Genomic DNA, 15,047 nt, shown 5'->3' on the forward strand with positions numbered 1-15,047 from the left:
AATATTTAAATCGTAATCATTACTATTTATAATTCAATACAATTGTGTTGAATGGTTAGGAGAAAAATGGAGAATAGAATACCGGTAACGATATTAAGTGGATATTTGGGTTCAGGAAAGACAACTCTACTGAATCATATTTTACAAAATCGTAAAGGGCTTAAAGTAGCGGTCATCGTAAATGATATGAGCGAGGTGAACGTTGATGCCTCTTTGGTAAAACAGGGTGGTTTTTTACGTACGGAGGAAAAGTTGATTGAAATGCAGAATGGGTGTATTTGCTGCACACTTAGGGAGGACTTGATAGTAGAAGTGGAGAAGTTGGCTCAACTTGGAGAAATTGATTATATCGTAATTGAGTCCTCTGGGATTAGTGAGCCCGTTCCGGTAGCTCAGACATTCACTTACATTGATGATAGCCTGGGCATCGATTTATCAAAGTTTTGTAGACTAGACACTATGGTTACAGTCATAGATTCAAATAGGTTTTGGCAAGATTTTTCTTCTGGAGAAACGTTGCTAGATCGCAAGGAAGCAGCGACTCATGACGATGTACGGGAAATAGCCGATTTACTTATTGATCAGATTGAATTTGCGAATGTATTAATTTTGAACAAGGCTGATTTAGTTGACGAAGAGACAATCGGCGAGTTAAAAGCTGTCCTTAACAGCTTAAATCCAGATGCGAAAATCATAGTGACAGTAAACGCAAATCTTGCTTTAAACGAAGTATTGAATACAGGCTTATTCGATTTTGAAACATCCAGTCAAGGAGCGGGGTGGATTAAAGAGTTAAACGAAGAACATGTGCCTGAAACCGAGGAGTATGGTATTGCCTCTTTTGTCTATCGAAGTCAAAGACCTTTTCATCCAGAACGCTTAATGAATTGGATTATGGATTGGCCAGTTGAAGTGATACGGACTAAAGGATTTTTATGGCTAGCAACTCGGGATGATACTGCTGTACTGCTATCTCAAGCAGGGCCATCTCTAGGGATAGAGGGAGCTGGAAAATGGGATATGGAGTATGGCATCAAGATGACAGAACTAGTATTTATCGGAATAGATATGGACCAGCAACAAATCACTGCTGACTTGGACCAATGCCAGTTAACAGAACATGAGTATGCACAGGATTGGAATAGCTTTTCAGATCCACTACCCGCATTTGAAATACAGATTAAAGAGGAGGAAGTAAGATGAGAGTGAATATCACACTGGCCTGCACGGAGACAGGCGATCGCAATTACATAACGACCAAAAACAAACGAAACAATCCAGAGCGTATTGAATTGAAGAAATACTGTCCGAGACTTCAGAAGGTGACACTTCACCGAGAAACGAAATAAAAAATTTTACGTATTTTTAAAGCGTAATGATTACGGTATAAAGGAGGCGATAAAATGGCGAAAAAATCAAAAGTAGTTAAAGATAAAAAGCAACAGAAAATGGTAGCCCATTATGCAGAGCTTCGTAAAGAACTGAAAGATAAAGGGGATTACAGGGCATTAAGCAAGTTGCCAAGAGATTCTTCTCCTTCGCGGTTGAAAAATCGTTGTGAATTGACCGGCAGACCGCGAGGATATATGCGCAAATTTAATATGTCGCGTATTGCTTTCCGAGAGCTTGCACATAAAGGGCAAATCCCTGGAGTTAAAAAAGCGAGTTGGTAACCAAGTTATAGGGATTCTTTTATTAATACGAAGGTGAGGATCGGATAATAGAGTTTCTGTTGAGAAGCGAAGTACCAAATCCCTCCGGAAGAAAAGAAACGGCTTTAAAAGTTTATTGTTGATACAGAGGATAGTTTGGGCGATATAGCGGAAGCAACGGAGTTACATAATGGATGGAATTAAATTGGAGCTTAACAGTACCATCAGTAAACGATGTAAAAAAGTGGAATGGATTGATTATACGAAAACGAAGAAGAGGAACAAAAAATGAGATCTATACTGATCTCATTTTCACTAAACTATTTATTTATCCTTCGTTTAAATTATTGTTATTAAATGCAGCATCTTTATCATAAGAGAAGTTTAAATCATGGCCTATGGATAAAAAAGTTTTGTCTGAAGAATATCTATTGCACGCTCAATATCATCTAAATCTTCTTTTGAAGCATTCTCTATTCGCTTTAGAAAACGAGATTCTATAGTTGCAAAAGCTTCGTTCATCATGGTTTCTCCATCATTCGAAAGACGAATATATTGTTTTCGTCGATCTTCGGTATCATTTATTTTTTCGATTAAATTTTTCTTACTTAACTTACTTAGCTCGCGACTCGTGTTCGGCATAGACATATTTTGACAATCGTTAATTTCACTTGGAGTCACAGGTTGACTCACAGAAATATACTCAAGAATGTTATATTGAACCTGCGAAATTGAATCTGATTTCGCATTTTTTGTTAATTCATGTGTTACTTGATGAACAGAAGATGTAAATGATACTAATTTATAAAAAAGAGCATTTTTGTCCATTTCTCTCACCTCTTATAGATAAGGTAACAAAAATATTGTCAAAAAACAATTATCATTTGATAATTAAAAATTTCCGTGCTATTATTTAGTTATCAAATGATAATAAAGAGGTGCGTTATGAAGATGCTGCTAATTTACACATATCCAAACCACAACAGCTTAAACTATACATTTTTACAAAAAGTTATTAAGGGGAGTAATGAAAATCGCAAGATAGAGGACTTACAGGTTTTAGATTTATATGAAGAGAACTTTAATCCACTTCTAGTGTTTAACGAGCAAAAGCGAAGACGTGATATGCATACTGATCCTAGTATCGAAAAATATAGGAAACAAATTATGTGGGCTGACAAGATTGTTTTTGTATATCCGATTTGGTGGGGGAGACCACCCGCAATGCTATTGGGATATATAGATCAATTATTTTCTTCCAATTTTGCCTATAAAGATAAGAAGGGACTTTTCCCAGAAGGGCTTTTGAAAGGAAAGTCCGTTGTATGTGTGTCTACCATGAAGGGGCCAACTAACTATCCATTTCTCTGGTTGAACAATGCCCACAAAATTCTAATGAAAAGGGCTTTGTTTAATTTTGTTGGTATCAAGAAAGTAAAGTTCTTTGAGTTTGGGAATATGGAAAGTCCAAAGGGAAATCAAATGAAAAAGCTAGAGAAGGTCTATAATTATTTTAAAAAGATTGAGCACTAAGAAACCATAAACGTTTTGTTCCTATTTTAACCGAGAAAATCTAAAAAGATTAAAGGAGATTAGAGCCTTCTAATCTCCTTTAACATCCACCAGTTGTTCAGCAAATTCAGTACCTTTTATTCGTTGGAACATAACTCAACATCCGCAATTATCAGTTGCTCTAGCATCTTGGGCTAGTTCTTTAACAGGAAAGTTCATTTCTTGCCAAGCTGCAATACCCCCGGTCAACTCTTTAACTTTATAATCCTTATCTAATAACACCTTCGCTACTTTGGCAGCAGTATTGCACCAGACATCCCAGCAATACACAATAATCTCCTTGTCTTTTAGTATTTCACCTAGGCAATTTGTTATTCTTGTTCCGGTATAACATTCGCATCTTTAATAGTTAAACTTCTTACAAGGGCAGGACCATTTCTAACATCGATTAAAAAGTATTTTTTGGGATCTATTTGATTGGATTTCAGAAAATCCATAGGGCCTATAGTTGCTTCGAGACGTGCATTAAAATCATCAAGTGCGTTCATATTTGATATCCTCCTATTTTCTACAGTGAACTCCAAACTTTAACAAGGAATTCTTTAAGCAATTGTTTCTCTTGTTGATTTATTTTGGTTCTTTGCCCTCTCAACTAATCCTAGGGTTTCAAAGTGATCGATATGACTCACCATAGTTGTGCGATCGATTTGTAGATTTTCGGAGATATCTTTTTGTGAGGAGTAAGGGTTTTCCTCAATAAATAATAGTACTCCATACTGTCTGGCGTTAATGTTGAAGTCGACGAGTCCTACAGCAAACTTAATTTCCATTTGCTACAAAACCTTTCCAAGTAGAAAGCCATAAGATTTATTCCATTTATCCATGCTAAATTTCACTTCCCAGATTAATCAGTTAAAAATATAATCAGTTCAACTGATTAATTTATGAAAAACAAGTACCAAAACTTTATGATCTGCCACTGGACAATTAAATAATATTTTCTAAAGAAATAAGAGAAGTTTATGTGAGAGGAAACTAAGTTATACTGTAGGAAATTAGATTAAGTATTGAAATTCATAATTTCGGAATTATAATTTACGAACAGGAGTTATAAAAGTGAAAGAATTCAAAGTAACTTACTTTTTTGATGAAGAGCATTATATTAGAAGGTTTATCTATGTTGAGTCTCAAGAAAAGGCGGTAGAGTTAATTCAAAAAGAACGGGACGAATATATTTCATTTACAGATAGTAGAGGGATATACCATGAACTGAATACTAGGGGAGTTCGAGTGACTCAAATATCGGAATATCACAGAATAGATAAAACGAAGAAAGCATCAGGTATGAATAAAACCTGATGCTTTTACTTTTAAAATGAAATTTTCAACCACTTTTATGATTAACCTTATGACATAGCATCATCACTCTAAAGTTTGTTTCTGAAGGTTTAACGGCTTTCTTTTCATTATAAATAATCCATAACCAATTACAGTTCCTACAAGTGAAGGAATAATCCATCCTAGTCCCAACTCTGCAAATGGTAGATAGCTCATATAAGTATCAAAGATTCCGAATGTGAATCCAAATGCCTTTAGACCATCATATACAGCGACTATTCCAGTTAGCGTAATTGCCCCGATGTAAACATAAGAAGAACCACAAAATAGCGAATGAAAAAAAGATAATCCGATTAACACAATTGTTAAGGAGTAGGTTGCTACTAAAAATGGAACACTCAAAGATAAAATTGTGTTTAGTCCGAAGTTGGCAAAGCCGAAACTGATGAATGTAAAAAACAAAGCAATTTTTTTAAAGCTAGCTTTCGGCAATAACGTATGAAAATAATTCCCGCAGGCAGAAACCAAACCTACACATGTTGTGAAGCAAGCTAACACAAAAATAATTCCTAGCAGCAAATTTCCCCATTGACCGAATAACAATAAAGAAGCAGAAGAAAGTAGCACACTCCCATTTTCATATGACCCCAAATCCGCCATTTCTACTCCGATATACCCAAGAGAACAATACACAACTGCAAGCAATAATCCAGCTAGTAAACCTGCTTTAAGCATTTCTCTTCGCATCATTTTCCCTTCAGAAACACCCTGTTGCTTCAAGGTAGTCAAAATAACGATTCCAAACGCAAGCGCAGCAAGTGCATCCATCGTATTGTAACCTTCCAAAAATCCTTTCAAAAAAGGGGATTGTTCATAATCTAGTGTTGAAGGATCCGACGAACCATTTTTTAGTTGCATAAAACCTGTTACGACTAACACGACCATACTTAGCAATAAAAGGGGCGTAATGATTTTCCCCATAAGGTCTACCATTTTGCTTTGGTTTAAACTAACTAAAAATACAAGAAGAAAAAACACAGCTGTAAAACCAAATAAAGCAAAGGAAGAATCAGAGATAAAGGGTTTAAGACCCATTTCATAAGCAAGCGTTGCATTACGTGGGATACCTAGAAACGGTCCAATCGATAAATACACGATAACCGTAAATACTAATCCAAATACAGGATGAATGCGACCAGCTAGCGTACGAGCCCCGCCTTTAACAAAAGAAAGTGCAGTTAGTACAAGTAGTGGGAGACCAACTGCAGTAACGATAAAGCCTGCAATAGCAAGGGGAAAGTTTGTCCCAGCATTTGCACCTAAAAATGGGGGGAATATAAGATTTCCTGCCCCAAAAAACATAGAAAATAACATTAATCCTACAAATAGCGTTCTAGATTTACTCATTTCATTCACTCCCTCGAGATAATGATCCATATTCAGTGAAAAAAAGGCACAAAAAAACTCGCCCCTATAAAAAGGGACGAGACTACTCGCGATACCACCCTAATTCCGGAAATTTGTCTTTCACAAAAATTCCAGCACTCAGCCAACGTACTATCATACGTGATCCCAAGGTAACGGAGGATAAACCGGCAAAATTTACAAAAAGTTCAATTTTGCTTCTCAGAGATGATTTCAGAAAAGGACTTAAACATCGACTTTCAGCAAGCGTCGACTCTCTACAGATTAAGTGACCATTCGTACTTATTCTCTTCAACGAATTTGGATTTGATATATAGCTTACCAACAGAAAATTGAATTGTCAATATACGTGGGAAAGTGTTAAACACGTCAGTAACAATGAAGGAAACATAGCTTACTGAAGTAGTTCCACCAGGTAGAGCAAAAAAGTATTGTAGAATCTGGAGCACTTAAAGAGTGAGATGAAGTATACCGATTTTAACAACTCCCAGTGGGACCCAAGAATAATTTGAGAAAAACCGATTCCCACTTATGATGGAGAATTATTTTTTTGATATAAGAAAGTTATACCTAGTGGAGCAATATGTTTTTCGAAGCTTACCACTCGCTTTCCAAGTACTGGATAAATGATGACTTCCAAGTTATAATTAGATAGTTAAAAAGTAACTATGAACAAGTTTGAGGGTGGGTTAAAATACCTTTGTATTTTCTCTTTTTCACAATTTTAATATATACATAATCAGTTCTGTTTATAGAACTTGGTAATAATTGAATCTTGAATTGTTTTGAATGTAGAAGTCCGAGGAGAATGGAGCAAGATAATGGCGAAAGAATTGTTAAGTAGTTTGCAGACGGAAGTAACCCAGTTAAGAGCAGAAGGGAAATATCAAGAAACAATCGAAAAAGCAAGTGAGTTGTTAGAGATCGGGACATTATATAATGACCACAAATCGATACTTATTGCTCACATTAATCAGGCTGCTTCTTATTATTCCATTGGAGATATTGAAGAAGCTTTTGCAAGTATGGAGCATTATGAAGAAATTACACAAGCACATGGTGATGATGCTGACTATCTGCAATTATATAATATCTTGTTTTTGTTATATGAATATAACAAACAATATGAAAATGCGAAAGAAACCCTACATAAAAGTATGCAGCTTGCAGAGCAATTAAAGAAATATAATATTTTGAGAAATGCCTATAGTAATTATAGTCATGTGTGCATCAAACTGGAAGAATATGAAACTGCATTAGAGCAGTCCAAAAAAGGACTAGCTGCTGCAAAGCTACATGAGCCTAACACTCCTGTTTTAGAAGTACGGGTAATGTTTAATATAGCTCATGCGTATATTTGTTTGAATCTTTTAGAAGATGCGAAACTAGTGATGGATGAAATGGAAAAGAAGAATGTGTTTGGTACATTTATACGAGAACGCGCACAATTCCAAATGTTAAAAGGGGACTGGCTAAGTAAGAAGGAAGCGCATAAGGAATCTTTTCAAGCCTATTCAACTGCAAAGGAAATTGTAGATACGTACCAGGATGTATATTTATTAAAGACTATTCAAGAAAAGCGTTTAAAATTAAGTGAACTAATGGAGGACTTCCATTTATCTTATCAAGTTCAAAAAGAATATATCAACCTTCTGAATATCATTAATGAGAGAGAAATTGCATATAAGGCTATTAAATTGAATGTTAAACACCAATTATCTAAGATACAGAAAAAAGCTAATATGGATTATTTGACTGGTTTATTTAATCGGGGTTACTTAAGTGAACTTGCAAATAGTTGGCTCCTTGCTGCAGAAGAAACAAAATCAACAATTAGCTGTATTGCATTCGATTTGGACGGATTCAAGACGGTTAATGATATGTATGGGCATTTAATGGGTGACAAAGTTATTCGTGAAGTAGGAAGGGTGTGTAAAAGCACATTGAGACCTGGTTTTGTTGTTGGGCGTTATGGAGGGGATGAATTTGTGATAATTGGTAGAAATTCTTTAGAAGAGACAGTGATGCTTGCGAATGAAGTGAAAGAAACTATCGCGGACATGAAATTGGTGGGAAATGATCAGTCCATAAAAATAGCAGCTAGTTTTGGAATTTCTTCGACAGAAGATGATTCACCTAATTCCTTTGACGAGCTTTTCCATTTGGCCGATATGCGCCTCTATAATGCAAAACAAAATGGGAAGAATCAAGTGAATGCAGGTAACTTAGTATAGGTAATATAAGTACAAAAATTTAAGCTCATAAAACAAGCTTCTTTTTCTAAAAAAGGGGCTTGTTTTTTTTGTTTAGTATACTCTGATCTCTATTCATCTAAATTTAGGGTACCATGAAATGTGTTAGCTCAGGATAAAGTGAACTCGGAATGACCTTTAAATTATTAGGATTTTCATATAAATTACACAGTTGGCTTTATAAAATAATGTGAATTCAATAAATACTTTATTATTTATTGAGTTTTCCGAAAATCATTTATTAATTTAAATAAATTAATTATAATAGTTTAAAATATGATTTCGAAAGAAGAGTGGGATATGGATATTATTGATGCAAAAATTCTGGAGGCTTTAAAGCATAATGGAAGGTCTACAGCTTCTGAAATTAGCAAAAAAGTAAATCTGTCTATACCTGCAGTATCAGAACGGATTAAAAAATTAGAAGAAGCAAATGTCATTGAACAATATACAGTTAAGATAAACCGTGAAAAAATGGGATACAAATTGCTAGCAATTATTTTTGTAAATATCGATCATGCTGCCAATATTCAACACTTTAGAAAATCGATTATTCAGTTGTCCGAAGTGATTGAATGTCATCATCTGGCAGGTGCGTATGATTATATGTTAAAGGTATTGATAGAAGATACGGGCAAGTTAGAGATTTTTCTAAGTGAAAAGTTAAAATCCATTCAAGGGGTCCAGAAATCCAACACATTGATTGTTTTATCTACTTTAAAAGAAATATCAAACAGGTAGGAGAATAGCGGATGATTTGGAAAGGAATTAGATTTGGAATGTTTCTGCAGATTGCTGTAGGACCTATCTGCATTTTTATATTTCAAACTGCAGCTACATCTGGTTTTTTAGCAGCAGAAACGGGTGTGTTGGGGGTAGCTCTGATTGATGGCTTGTTTATACTTGCGGCAATTTTGGGAATAGGTAAGATGCTGAATAGGCATCGGAAATTGAAAGAAATTATTCGTTACTTTGGAGCAGCAGTCCTTGTTGTGTTTGGTTTAAGTAGTATAGCAGGAGGTTTTGGGTTATCGATCATCCCAAGCTTTAACTTTCTCTCTCAACAAAGTATAGAAACTGTATTTTGGAAAACACTTGTTTTAACTCTCTCCAATCCATTAACGATTCTTTTTTGGGCGGGTGTTTTTGCAACGAAGCTAGTGGAAGAAAATATTAAGCAGAAGGATATATATTTTTTTGGACTAGGTGCCGTGTTATCAACCCTCATTTTTCTTACGTTTATTTCAATATTAGGTAGCTATCTAACTATTTTTTTGGAGACAGTTGTTCTAAAAGTATTAAATGTAATTGTTGGAATAACGTTGGTGATCTTTGGGATACGTACAGTGTGGAGACAAAATTATGACCAATTGGATTCCCATGAAATAACAGGACAAGACAGGTGAATGATCTTCACTGCCTTGTCTTTTTTGTTATCTTTTCACTTCATAATGCAACTCTGCAAATTGATTAAAACGATTGATGCTCTTTAAGGTAAGCTCTAATTCAAAATCAACTTCTTTAAACAAAGGAATTCCTTTTCCGATTAAAACAGGAGACACTGTAATAATTAGTTCATCCACTAATTTTTCCTTGATAAATGAGTGGATTAAATCTCCACCGCCCATTACCCAAATATCTTTACCTTCTTTGTTTTTCAAATGATTTGTAAAGTCGACTACATCTCCACTGAAGAATTTGACGTTTTCATTATCCTCACTGACGGTTCTGGAGAAAACATAGCATTCCTTACCCTCATAGGGGAAGCTTTCCAATTCTTGTTCTAGAAGCCAGTCGTAAGTGCGTCTGCCCATAATTACCGTATCTACTGTTTCGTAGAAGTCAGAATAGCCATTATCTCCTTCACCATCTACCTTAAACAACCACTCCAAAGAGTCGTCTTTGGTCGCAATATACCCATCTAAGCTTGTCGCAATGAACAATACAATTTTTCTTTGATTCATCATAAGCCTCCTATTGTTAATTTAATATGTAAATTTCTAGAGAAACCAGCATTAAACAGGTCGTACATATGATAAGAGAATGTCTTTTAATACACGTCGCTGAATTAGTGGATCTATATCTTCCTCAAGAAAAGAAATAGGTGCTTTCAATACGACATTATTTACGAAAGTCCCAAAAGTGTTAATGATAGTTATGAGGGTTTCTTTGATGGATAGATCCGTTCGAATGGACCCATCAGTTTTACCATCTTCAATAATTGGAATAAGGCTATTACTAATTTGTTTTTGGATTTCTATATAGTCTTCAATGTCTGGTAATGGCTCTTTTGTAAAAGAAGCATAGCTTTCAAAAGCTTCCCTAAACTTGGAAGAGTTACTCTCGTCTTGATCTTCGAGCAAGTAATTTAACACATCCTCTAACCGTTCATATGCCGTCTTAGGTGAGGATGCAATCTTTGTGAATGCAGGAAGTATTCTTTCAAGGTTTTGAATAGCAACAGCAACGATAAGTTTATCTTTTTTAGGGAAATACCGAAAAACTGTAGCGATTCCGACTTCTGCTTCTTTAGCTACATCTTGCATTTGGACGCTATCTAATCCAAGTTCAAGAAATAAGCGCTCAGCTGCAGATACGATATGTTGATAACGTGTAGATTTATTTTGTTCCCGAACACTTAGTGGCATTGGATAACCTCCTTTATTTTTTTATTATACATCGTTTAAGTTTGCATCTGTCCATTTTGAGGAGTAAAATAAGTGATAGTTAGACTATCAAAATATAATCATGAGGTGAAAAAAATGAGATTAACAGGCAAAGTAGCGGTAATTACAGGAGCAGGAAGCGGAATGGGAGAAGCGGAAGCACTTATGTTTGCAAGAGAGGGTGCTAAAGTTGTCGTAACAGACATCAATTTCGAAGCAACAGAAGCTGTAGTCGCACAAATTAAAGAAGCTGGTGGAGAAGCGATTGCTATCAAACATAATGTTGCTTCAAAAGAAGATTGGGAAAACGTTTATAACAAAACAGTAGAAGCATTTGGCAAATTAGACATTTTGGTAAACAATGCAGGAATTTCATTGGCTAAGGATTTCATGGAACAGACAGAAGAAGACTGGGCGCGCACATATGCCATCAACATCAACGGTACGATGCTTGGTATGCAACTTGCGATTCCTTTGATGGAGAAAAATGAAGGTGGTTCAATCGTGAACATTTCTTCCATCTCTGCATTAACAGGTATGGCTGGAGCAGGAGCTTACACAGCTTCAAAAGGTGCTGTACGTTCAATCACAAAAGCAGCAGCAGTTGACTACGGTAAGAAAAATATCCGTGTTAACTCCGTACACCCAGGCTATATCGTGACACCAATGAGTGCACCACATATGGAACATCCGGATTACAAGAATTATTTCTTGTCTCAAATTGCCCTACCGAATCTTGGGAAAGCCGAAGAAGTGGCTTCAGCGGTATTGTTCTTAGCATCAGACGAAGCAAGCCATATCACTGGTATTGAGTTACCGGTGGATGGTGGTGTTACAGCGAAATAAGAGAAAAGAGCTTCTGAACGTAGAAGTTATATAGTTAATGAAGAGTTTGTAGAAGTGATGATGTCACTTTTGCAAACTCTTTTTTGTGAAGTAGAAAATGTGAAAATGGAATTTTTATTAAAAAGTTCGAATATGGTGTATATAACGAAGAGTGGACAAGAATTCTATTATTGCTGCTCTTATGATAAGGGGGCTAGTTGATGACAGTGTCGGAAAGAAAGTATGTAGAAGTAGATCCTGGTGTAGAATTATATGTTCAAGATGTAGGAAGTGGAGATCCTATTGTTTTCATCCCTGGCTTTACATTTACAACCGAGGTGTTTACCCATCAAGTCGAACATTTCGCCAAAACAAATCGAGTAATTGTTATCGATCCAAGAAGTCATGGTCGTTCATCGATTACGTTACAAGGAAATGATTATGTAACACACGGAACGGATTTGGCAAAAGTACTCAATTCATTACAAATAAAAAACGTTACACTAGCAGGATGGTCGTTCGGGTGCTTAACAATTTGGGAGTATCTTAAACAGAACGGCTATGACAATGTAAAATCACTTATTTTCATTGACATGTCACCAAAGGCATTGTCGACAAACGATGTAGAAGATTGGGTGGAAGGTCCCCTTAATGATATTGGGGCGATCTATAACACTTATTTGCGTAATCCGGCAGGTCAAAGGGAATTTATGAAGGCGTATACAACAAGCGTCATGGTGCAACGTGATGTAAGCGAGGACGAGTTGAATTGGCTAGTAGAGCAATCCCTAAAAACCCCCTATTATATTGCTGCGAATTTATTTGCTTCGGGCATGTTCTCTGATTATCGTGAAGAAGCGAGAACAGCTAGTGAAACAGTACCCACATTGACAATTGTTGCAGAACATTGGTCAGCTCCAGCAATTGAATTTACGCAAAATGTTTCTCCCAAATCCTCTATAGAAGTACTCGGCGGACACTTGATGTTCTGGGAACATAGTAAGCGATTTAACGAGCTTGTAAATCGATTTTTGTCCGAAAAAATATCCCTTTAATCGAAAAGATTTAGTTTATTTACTACAATTTAATATAGAAAATACAACTCTACCTTCTGCTCTCTGAGGGGGCTCGTATGGACACGCTTTTCTTGGTTGGAGTAGCCGCCTGAAACGAAGACCAAGTAAATGTGTACAAAACCTACAGATTACATCTAACATGCCTTTCGATTAAATATAGGGAGGTTGAATAGCCGTAATGTGTCTATTGTAGTAGAAACTCTAATAGAAATGCAGACTTAATATGTGATTCTGAGTCTGCTTTTACAACATCCTCTAAAGTGTTGATTATTAATACATTACTTCAAATATTAATGATTGTTTAGCAGATTTAGCTTGATATACTGAGATTACAGTAATAGCGAAAAAAACCTGGAAAGGGAGTGTGAACTGATGAAGAACCAGAAAGAAACTATTAGGAGAATGGTTGGTTATTTAAATAATGAAGAAAAGGATGGTGGCTTCTGGCTACCCAATATCCAAAGACCATTTGTTTGGAAAGAGGAGCAAACAGAGCGACTCTTCGATTCAATACTTAGAGAATATCCCATTAGTACATTGCTTGTGTGGAAGACTAAGAGCAGTATTAAACGTAGAAAATTCATCCAAAACTATAAAAAGAAACAGAAGTTGTCGGATTTTTACGTATTAGAGGATTCAAAAATAAAGATGTTAGTACTAGATGGGCAACAACGCTTACAAAGTTTGTTCATTGGCTTAAAAGGCAGTTACGAAGGAAAAGAATTATATTTGGATATTTTAAGTGGCGATTTAACACAACCTGATGATATTAGATACCAATTCAAGTTTATGGAAAAAGAAAAGGTTAAATTTCCTTGGATAAAGTTCAAAGATATCGTGTTTAGTAATGGTGAATATGATGAAATTAGCGAAAGACTAATTGATAAATCTGGTACTGATTTAACTAAGGAACAGCAAAGACGCGTAAGAAGAAATGTTTCTAAAATAATAAGGATTTTTACTTCAGATGAAACATTGATATATCAAGAATTAGATAGTGTCGATAATGAAGAAGCATATACTGAAGATGATGTTGTCGAAATTTTTATAAGAGCTAATTCTGGAGGAACCGTATTGGGGAAATCAGACTTATTGTTCTCTCTATTGTCTGCTAGCTGGTCAGAATCTGACGAGAAGATGGAAGAATTACTTGAAGATCTCAATAACACTGGTTATAAATTCAATCGGGATTTTGTGCTAAAAGCATGTTTATCACTGCTTGATAAAGGTGCAGCCTATAATGTTTCAAAATTTAGAGACGAAACGACAAGAGAAGCTATTTCAAATAAGTGGGATGATATTGCCAATGCTATCAAAGATGTAAAAGACTTTTTATATGGTAAAACGTTTTTAAGGTCAGATAAAGCATTAACATCTTATCTTGGGTTAATACCAGTAATTTATTTTAGATATCATTTTAAAAACCAGTGGAATAGCATTAAAAAGCTCGATGAATACATATTAAGAACATTATTAACTGGAGCTTTTAGCGGTAGTCCTGATACAGTAATAGATCGTTGTATTGATGCGATAAAAAAATCACGAGATTTTAATGTAGGTGATCTATTTGACACTATTCGAAGAAGCGGCCGAAACTTACAAATTGATGAAGAAACAATTCTTGAACTGGCTTATGGATCTAAAAACATTCATTTAATTTTTAACCTTTGGTATAAGGATTTTTCCTATCATCCTGCATTTGTAAATAATCAACCACAAGTTGATCATATCTTCCCACAGAGTGCGTTAAAAACAATAAAAAATATAGATCCGAATTCAGGAAGGAAGGTTTTAGCATATAGAGCAGAAGATCGAGATCAAATTGCTAATTGTATGTTATTAACGCAGCAAGAGAATGGATCAGGTGGTAAGAGTGCTACTCTTCCAGAAGAATGGTTTGAAGGTAAGTCAGATAATTATTTGAAAATGCATTTAATACCTAGAGATAAAAACCTTTGGAAGTTGGAAAACTATCCTGAATTTCTAGAGGAAAGAAAAAAGCTTATATTGAATAATTTTAAGGATTTAATCTACTAATTTATTGTAGAGGAATTATAGCAATGCAATATACATTTGTAGAAGAAATTTTCCCTCTCATGAAAGACGAATTTAACCGAAAGATGGCAGAAAAGATTTCTTACTTTATAGATGAAAAATAGCGACCCTGTGTCAGAAACATTCACGTTAATTCGAACAAACGTAAATGTTATGATTTTCATGTTTGTTTCTGACACAGGGAACAAAATTAACATTGACAATTGTTGCAGAACATTGGTCAGCTACAGCAATTGAATTTACGCA

General features: G+C 35.3%; 19 protein-coding genes and 1 other annotated feature. Of the genes, 12 read left to right on the forward strand and 7 right to left on the reverse strand.

The window, feature by feature from the left end; translation table 11 throughout:
• The first annotated feature begins 66 nt into the window (after nt 1–66).
• The 4 genes from MKY37_RS13500 (at nt 67) to MKY37_RS13515 (ending at nt 2,029) form a co-directional block, all read left to right on the forward strand.
• Nucleotides 67–1,203: a GTP-binding protein gene (locus MKY37_RS13500; protein ID WP_340777906.1), complete on the forward strand. Its 1,137-nt coding sequence runs from the start codon at nt 67–69 to the stop codon at nt 1,201–1,203.
• On the forward strand, nt 1,200–1,349 hold the full coding sequence (gene rpmG, locus MKY37_RS13505) for a 50S ribosomal protein L33 (protein WP_090568728.1): 150 nt from the start codon (nt 1,200–1,202) through the stop codon (nt 1,347–1,349). The genes MKY37_RS13500 and rpmG overlap by 4 nt, the downstream gene beginning before the upstream one ends.
• 54 nt (nt 1,350–1,403) lie before the next feature.
• A complete protein-coding gene (rpsN, locus tag MKY37_RS13510) occupies nt 1,404–1,673 on the forward strand; it encodes a 30S ribosomal protein S14 (protein ID WP_090568730.1) in 270 nt (89 codons plus the stop codon).
• 173 nt (nt 1,674–1,846) lie between these two features.
• Entirely contained in the window at nt 1,847–2,029 is a 183-nt protein-coding gene (locus MKY37_RS13515) for a hypothetical protein (RefSeq protein WP_340777908.1), read from the forward strand.
• Nucleotides 2,030–2,048: 19 nt separating this feature from the next.
• Here MKY37_RS13515 and MKY37_RS13520 read toward each other — a convergent pair whose 3' ends face one another.
• A complete protein-coding gene (locus tag MKY37_RS13520; RefSeq protein ID WP_340777909.1) occupies nt 2,049–2,480 on the reverse strand; it encodes a MarR family winged helix-turn-helix transcriptional regulator in 432 nt (143 codons plus the stop codon).
• A 117-nt stretch (nt 2,481–2,597) separates the two neighbouring features.
• Between MKY37_RS13520 and MKY37_RS13525 the strand changes: the two genes are divergently transcribed.
• Nucleotides 2,598–3,185: an NAD(P)H-dependent oxidoreductase gene (locus MKY37_RS13525; RefSeq protein WP_340777910.1), complete on the forward strand. Its 588-nt coding sequence runs from the start codon at nt 2,598–2,600 to the stop codon at nt 3,183–3,185.
• Between the two features lie 135 nt (nt 3,186–3,320).
• Here MKY37_RS13525 and MKY37_RS13530 read toward each other — a convergent pair whose 3' ends face one another.
• The 3 genes from MKY37_RS13530 to MKY37_RS13540 are packed head-to-tail and all read right to left on the reverse strand — an operon-like array spanning nt 3,321 to nt 3,994.
• The gene (locus MKY37_RS13530; protein WP_340777912.1) at nt 3,321–3,494 is read right to left on the reverse strand and encodes a hypothetical protein; all 174 of its coding nucleotides are present in this window, start codon (nt 3,492–3,494) and stop codon (nt 3,321–3,323) included.
• Nucleotides 3,495–3,535: 41 nt separating this feature from the next.
• Nucleotides 3,536–3,712 carry a hypothetical protein gene (locus tag MKY37_RS13535; RefSeq protein ID WP_340777913.1) on the reverse strand — a complete coding sequence of 59 codons (177 nt, stop codon included), beginning with the start codon at nt 3,710–3,712 and terminating at the stop codon, nt 3,536–3,538.
• 54 nt (nt 3,713–3,766) lie between these two features.
• Nucleotides 3,767–3,994 (reverse strand): MarR family transcriptional regulator, encoded by a 228-nt coding sequence (locus MKY37_RS13540; protein ID WP_340777914.1) that lies wholly within the window; start codon nt 3,992–3,994, stop codon nt 3,767–3,769.
• A gap of 286 nt (nt 3,995–4,280) precedes the next feature.
• Here MKY37_RS13540 and MKY37_RS13545 point away from each other — a divergent pair, with 286 nt between their 5' ends.
• Complete coding sequence (locus MKY37_RS13545) at nt 4,281–4,523, forward strand: hypothetical protein (protein ID WP_340777915.1); 243 nt, start codon at nt 4,281–4,283, stop codon at nt 4,521–4,523.
• A 63-nt stretch (nt 4,524–4,586) separates the two neighbouring features.
• Here MKY37_RS13545 and brnQ read toward each other — a convergent pair whose 3' ends face one another.
• Complete coding sequence (gene brnQ, locus MKY37_RS13550) at nt 4,587–5,909, reverse strand: branched-chain amino acid transport system II carrier protein (protein WP_340777916.1); 1,323 nt, start codon at nt 5,907–5,909, stop codon at nt 4,587–4,589.
• 69 nt (nt 5,910–5,978) lie between these two features.
• Nucleotides 5,979–6,231: a binding site (T-box leader), on the reverse strand.
• Nucleotides 6,232–6,748: 517 nt separating this feature from the next.
• On the opposite strand from brnQ, the gene MKY37_RS13555 reads away from it, so the two are divergent.
• The 3 genes from MKY37_RS13555 to MKY37_RS13565 all read left to right on the forward strand — a co-directional run bounded on the left by MKY37_RS13555 (nt 6,749) and on the right by MKY37_RS13565 (nt 9,585).
• Nucleotides 6,749–8,161 (forward strand): tetratricopeptide repeat-containing diguanylate cyclase, encoded by a 1,413-nt coding sequence (locus MKY37_RS13555; protein ID WP_340777918.1) that lies wholly within the window; start codon nt 6,749–6,751, stop codon nt 8,159–8,161.
• A 294-nt stretch (nt 8,162–8,455) separates the two neighbouring features.
• Complete coding sequence (locus tag MKY37_RS13560; protein ID WP_340777919.1) at nt 8,456–8,920, forward strand: Lrp/AsnC family transcriptional regulator; 465 nt, start codon at nt 8,456–8,458, stop codon at nt 8,918–8,920.
• An 11-nt stretch (nt 8,921–8,931) separates the two neighbouring features.
• On the forward strand, nt 8,932–9,585 hold the full coding sequence (locus MKY37_RS13565) for a LysE family translocator (protein WP_340777920.1): 654 nt from the start codon (nt 8,932–8,934) through the stop codon (nt 9,583–9,585).
• Nucleotides 9,586–9,612: 27 nt separating this feature from the next.
• Here the strand turns inward: MKY37_RS13565 and MKY37_RS13570 are convergent, their stop codons facing one another.
• Both MKY37_RS13570 and MKY37_RS13575 read right to left on the reverse strand, forming a co-directional pair.
• Nucleotides 9,613–10,146, reverse strand: coding sequence for a dihydrofolate reductase family protein (locus MKY37_RS13570; RefSeq protein WP_340777921.1), 534 nt, complete (start codon nt 10,144–10,146; stop codon nt 9,613–9,615).
• Nucleotides 10,147–10,194: 48 nt separating this feature from the next.
• A complete protein-coding gene (locus MKY37_RS13575) occupies nt 10,195–10,827 on the reverse strand; it encodes a TetR/AcrR family transcriptional regulator (protein WP_340777922.1) in 633 nt (210 codons plus the stop codon).
• 114 nt (nt 10,828–10,941) lie between these two features.
• Between MKY37_RS13575 and MKY37_RS13580 the strand changes: the two genes are divergently transcribed.
• The 3 genes from MKY37_RS13580 (at nt 10,942) to MKY37_RS13590 (ending at nt 14,783) form a co-directional block, all read left to right on the forward strand.
• Entirely contained in the window at nt 10,942–11,691 is a 750-nt protein-coding gene (locus MKY37_RS13580) for an SDR family NAD(P)-dependent oxidoreductase (protein WP_340779927.1), read from the forward strand.
• A gap of 200 nt (nt 11,692–11,891) precedes the next feature.
• A complete protein-coding gene (locus MKY37_RS13585) occupies nt 11,892–12,725 on the forward strand; it encodes an alpha/beta fold hydrolase (protein ID WP_340777923.1) in 834 nt (277 codons plus the stop codon).
• A 393-nt stretch (nt 12,726–13,118) separates the two neighbouring features.
• Nucleotides 13,119–14,783 carry a DUF262 domain-containing protein gene (locus MKY37_RS13590; RefSeq protein WP_340777925.1) on the forward strand — a complete coding sequence of 555 codons (1,665 nt, stop codon included), beginning with the start codon at nt 13,119–13,121 and terminating at the stop codon, nt 14,781–14,783.
• The last annotated feature ends 264 nt before the right edge of the window (nt 14,784–15,047 follow it).

It is taken from the genome of Psychrobacillus sp. FSL K6-2836, from assembly GCF_038003085.1.
Classification (GTDB): Bacteria; Bacillota; Bacilli; order Bacillales_A; family Planococcaceae; genus Psychrobacillus.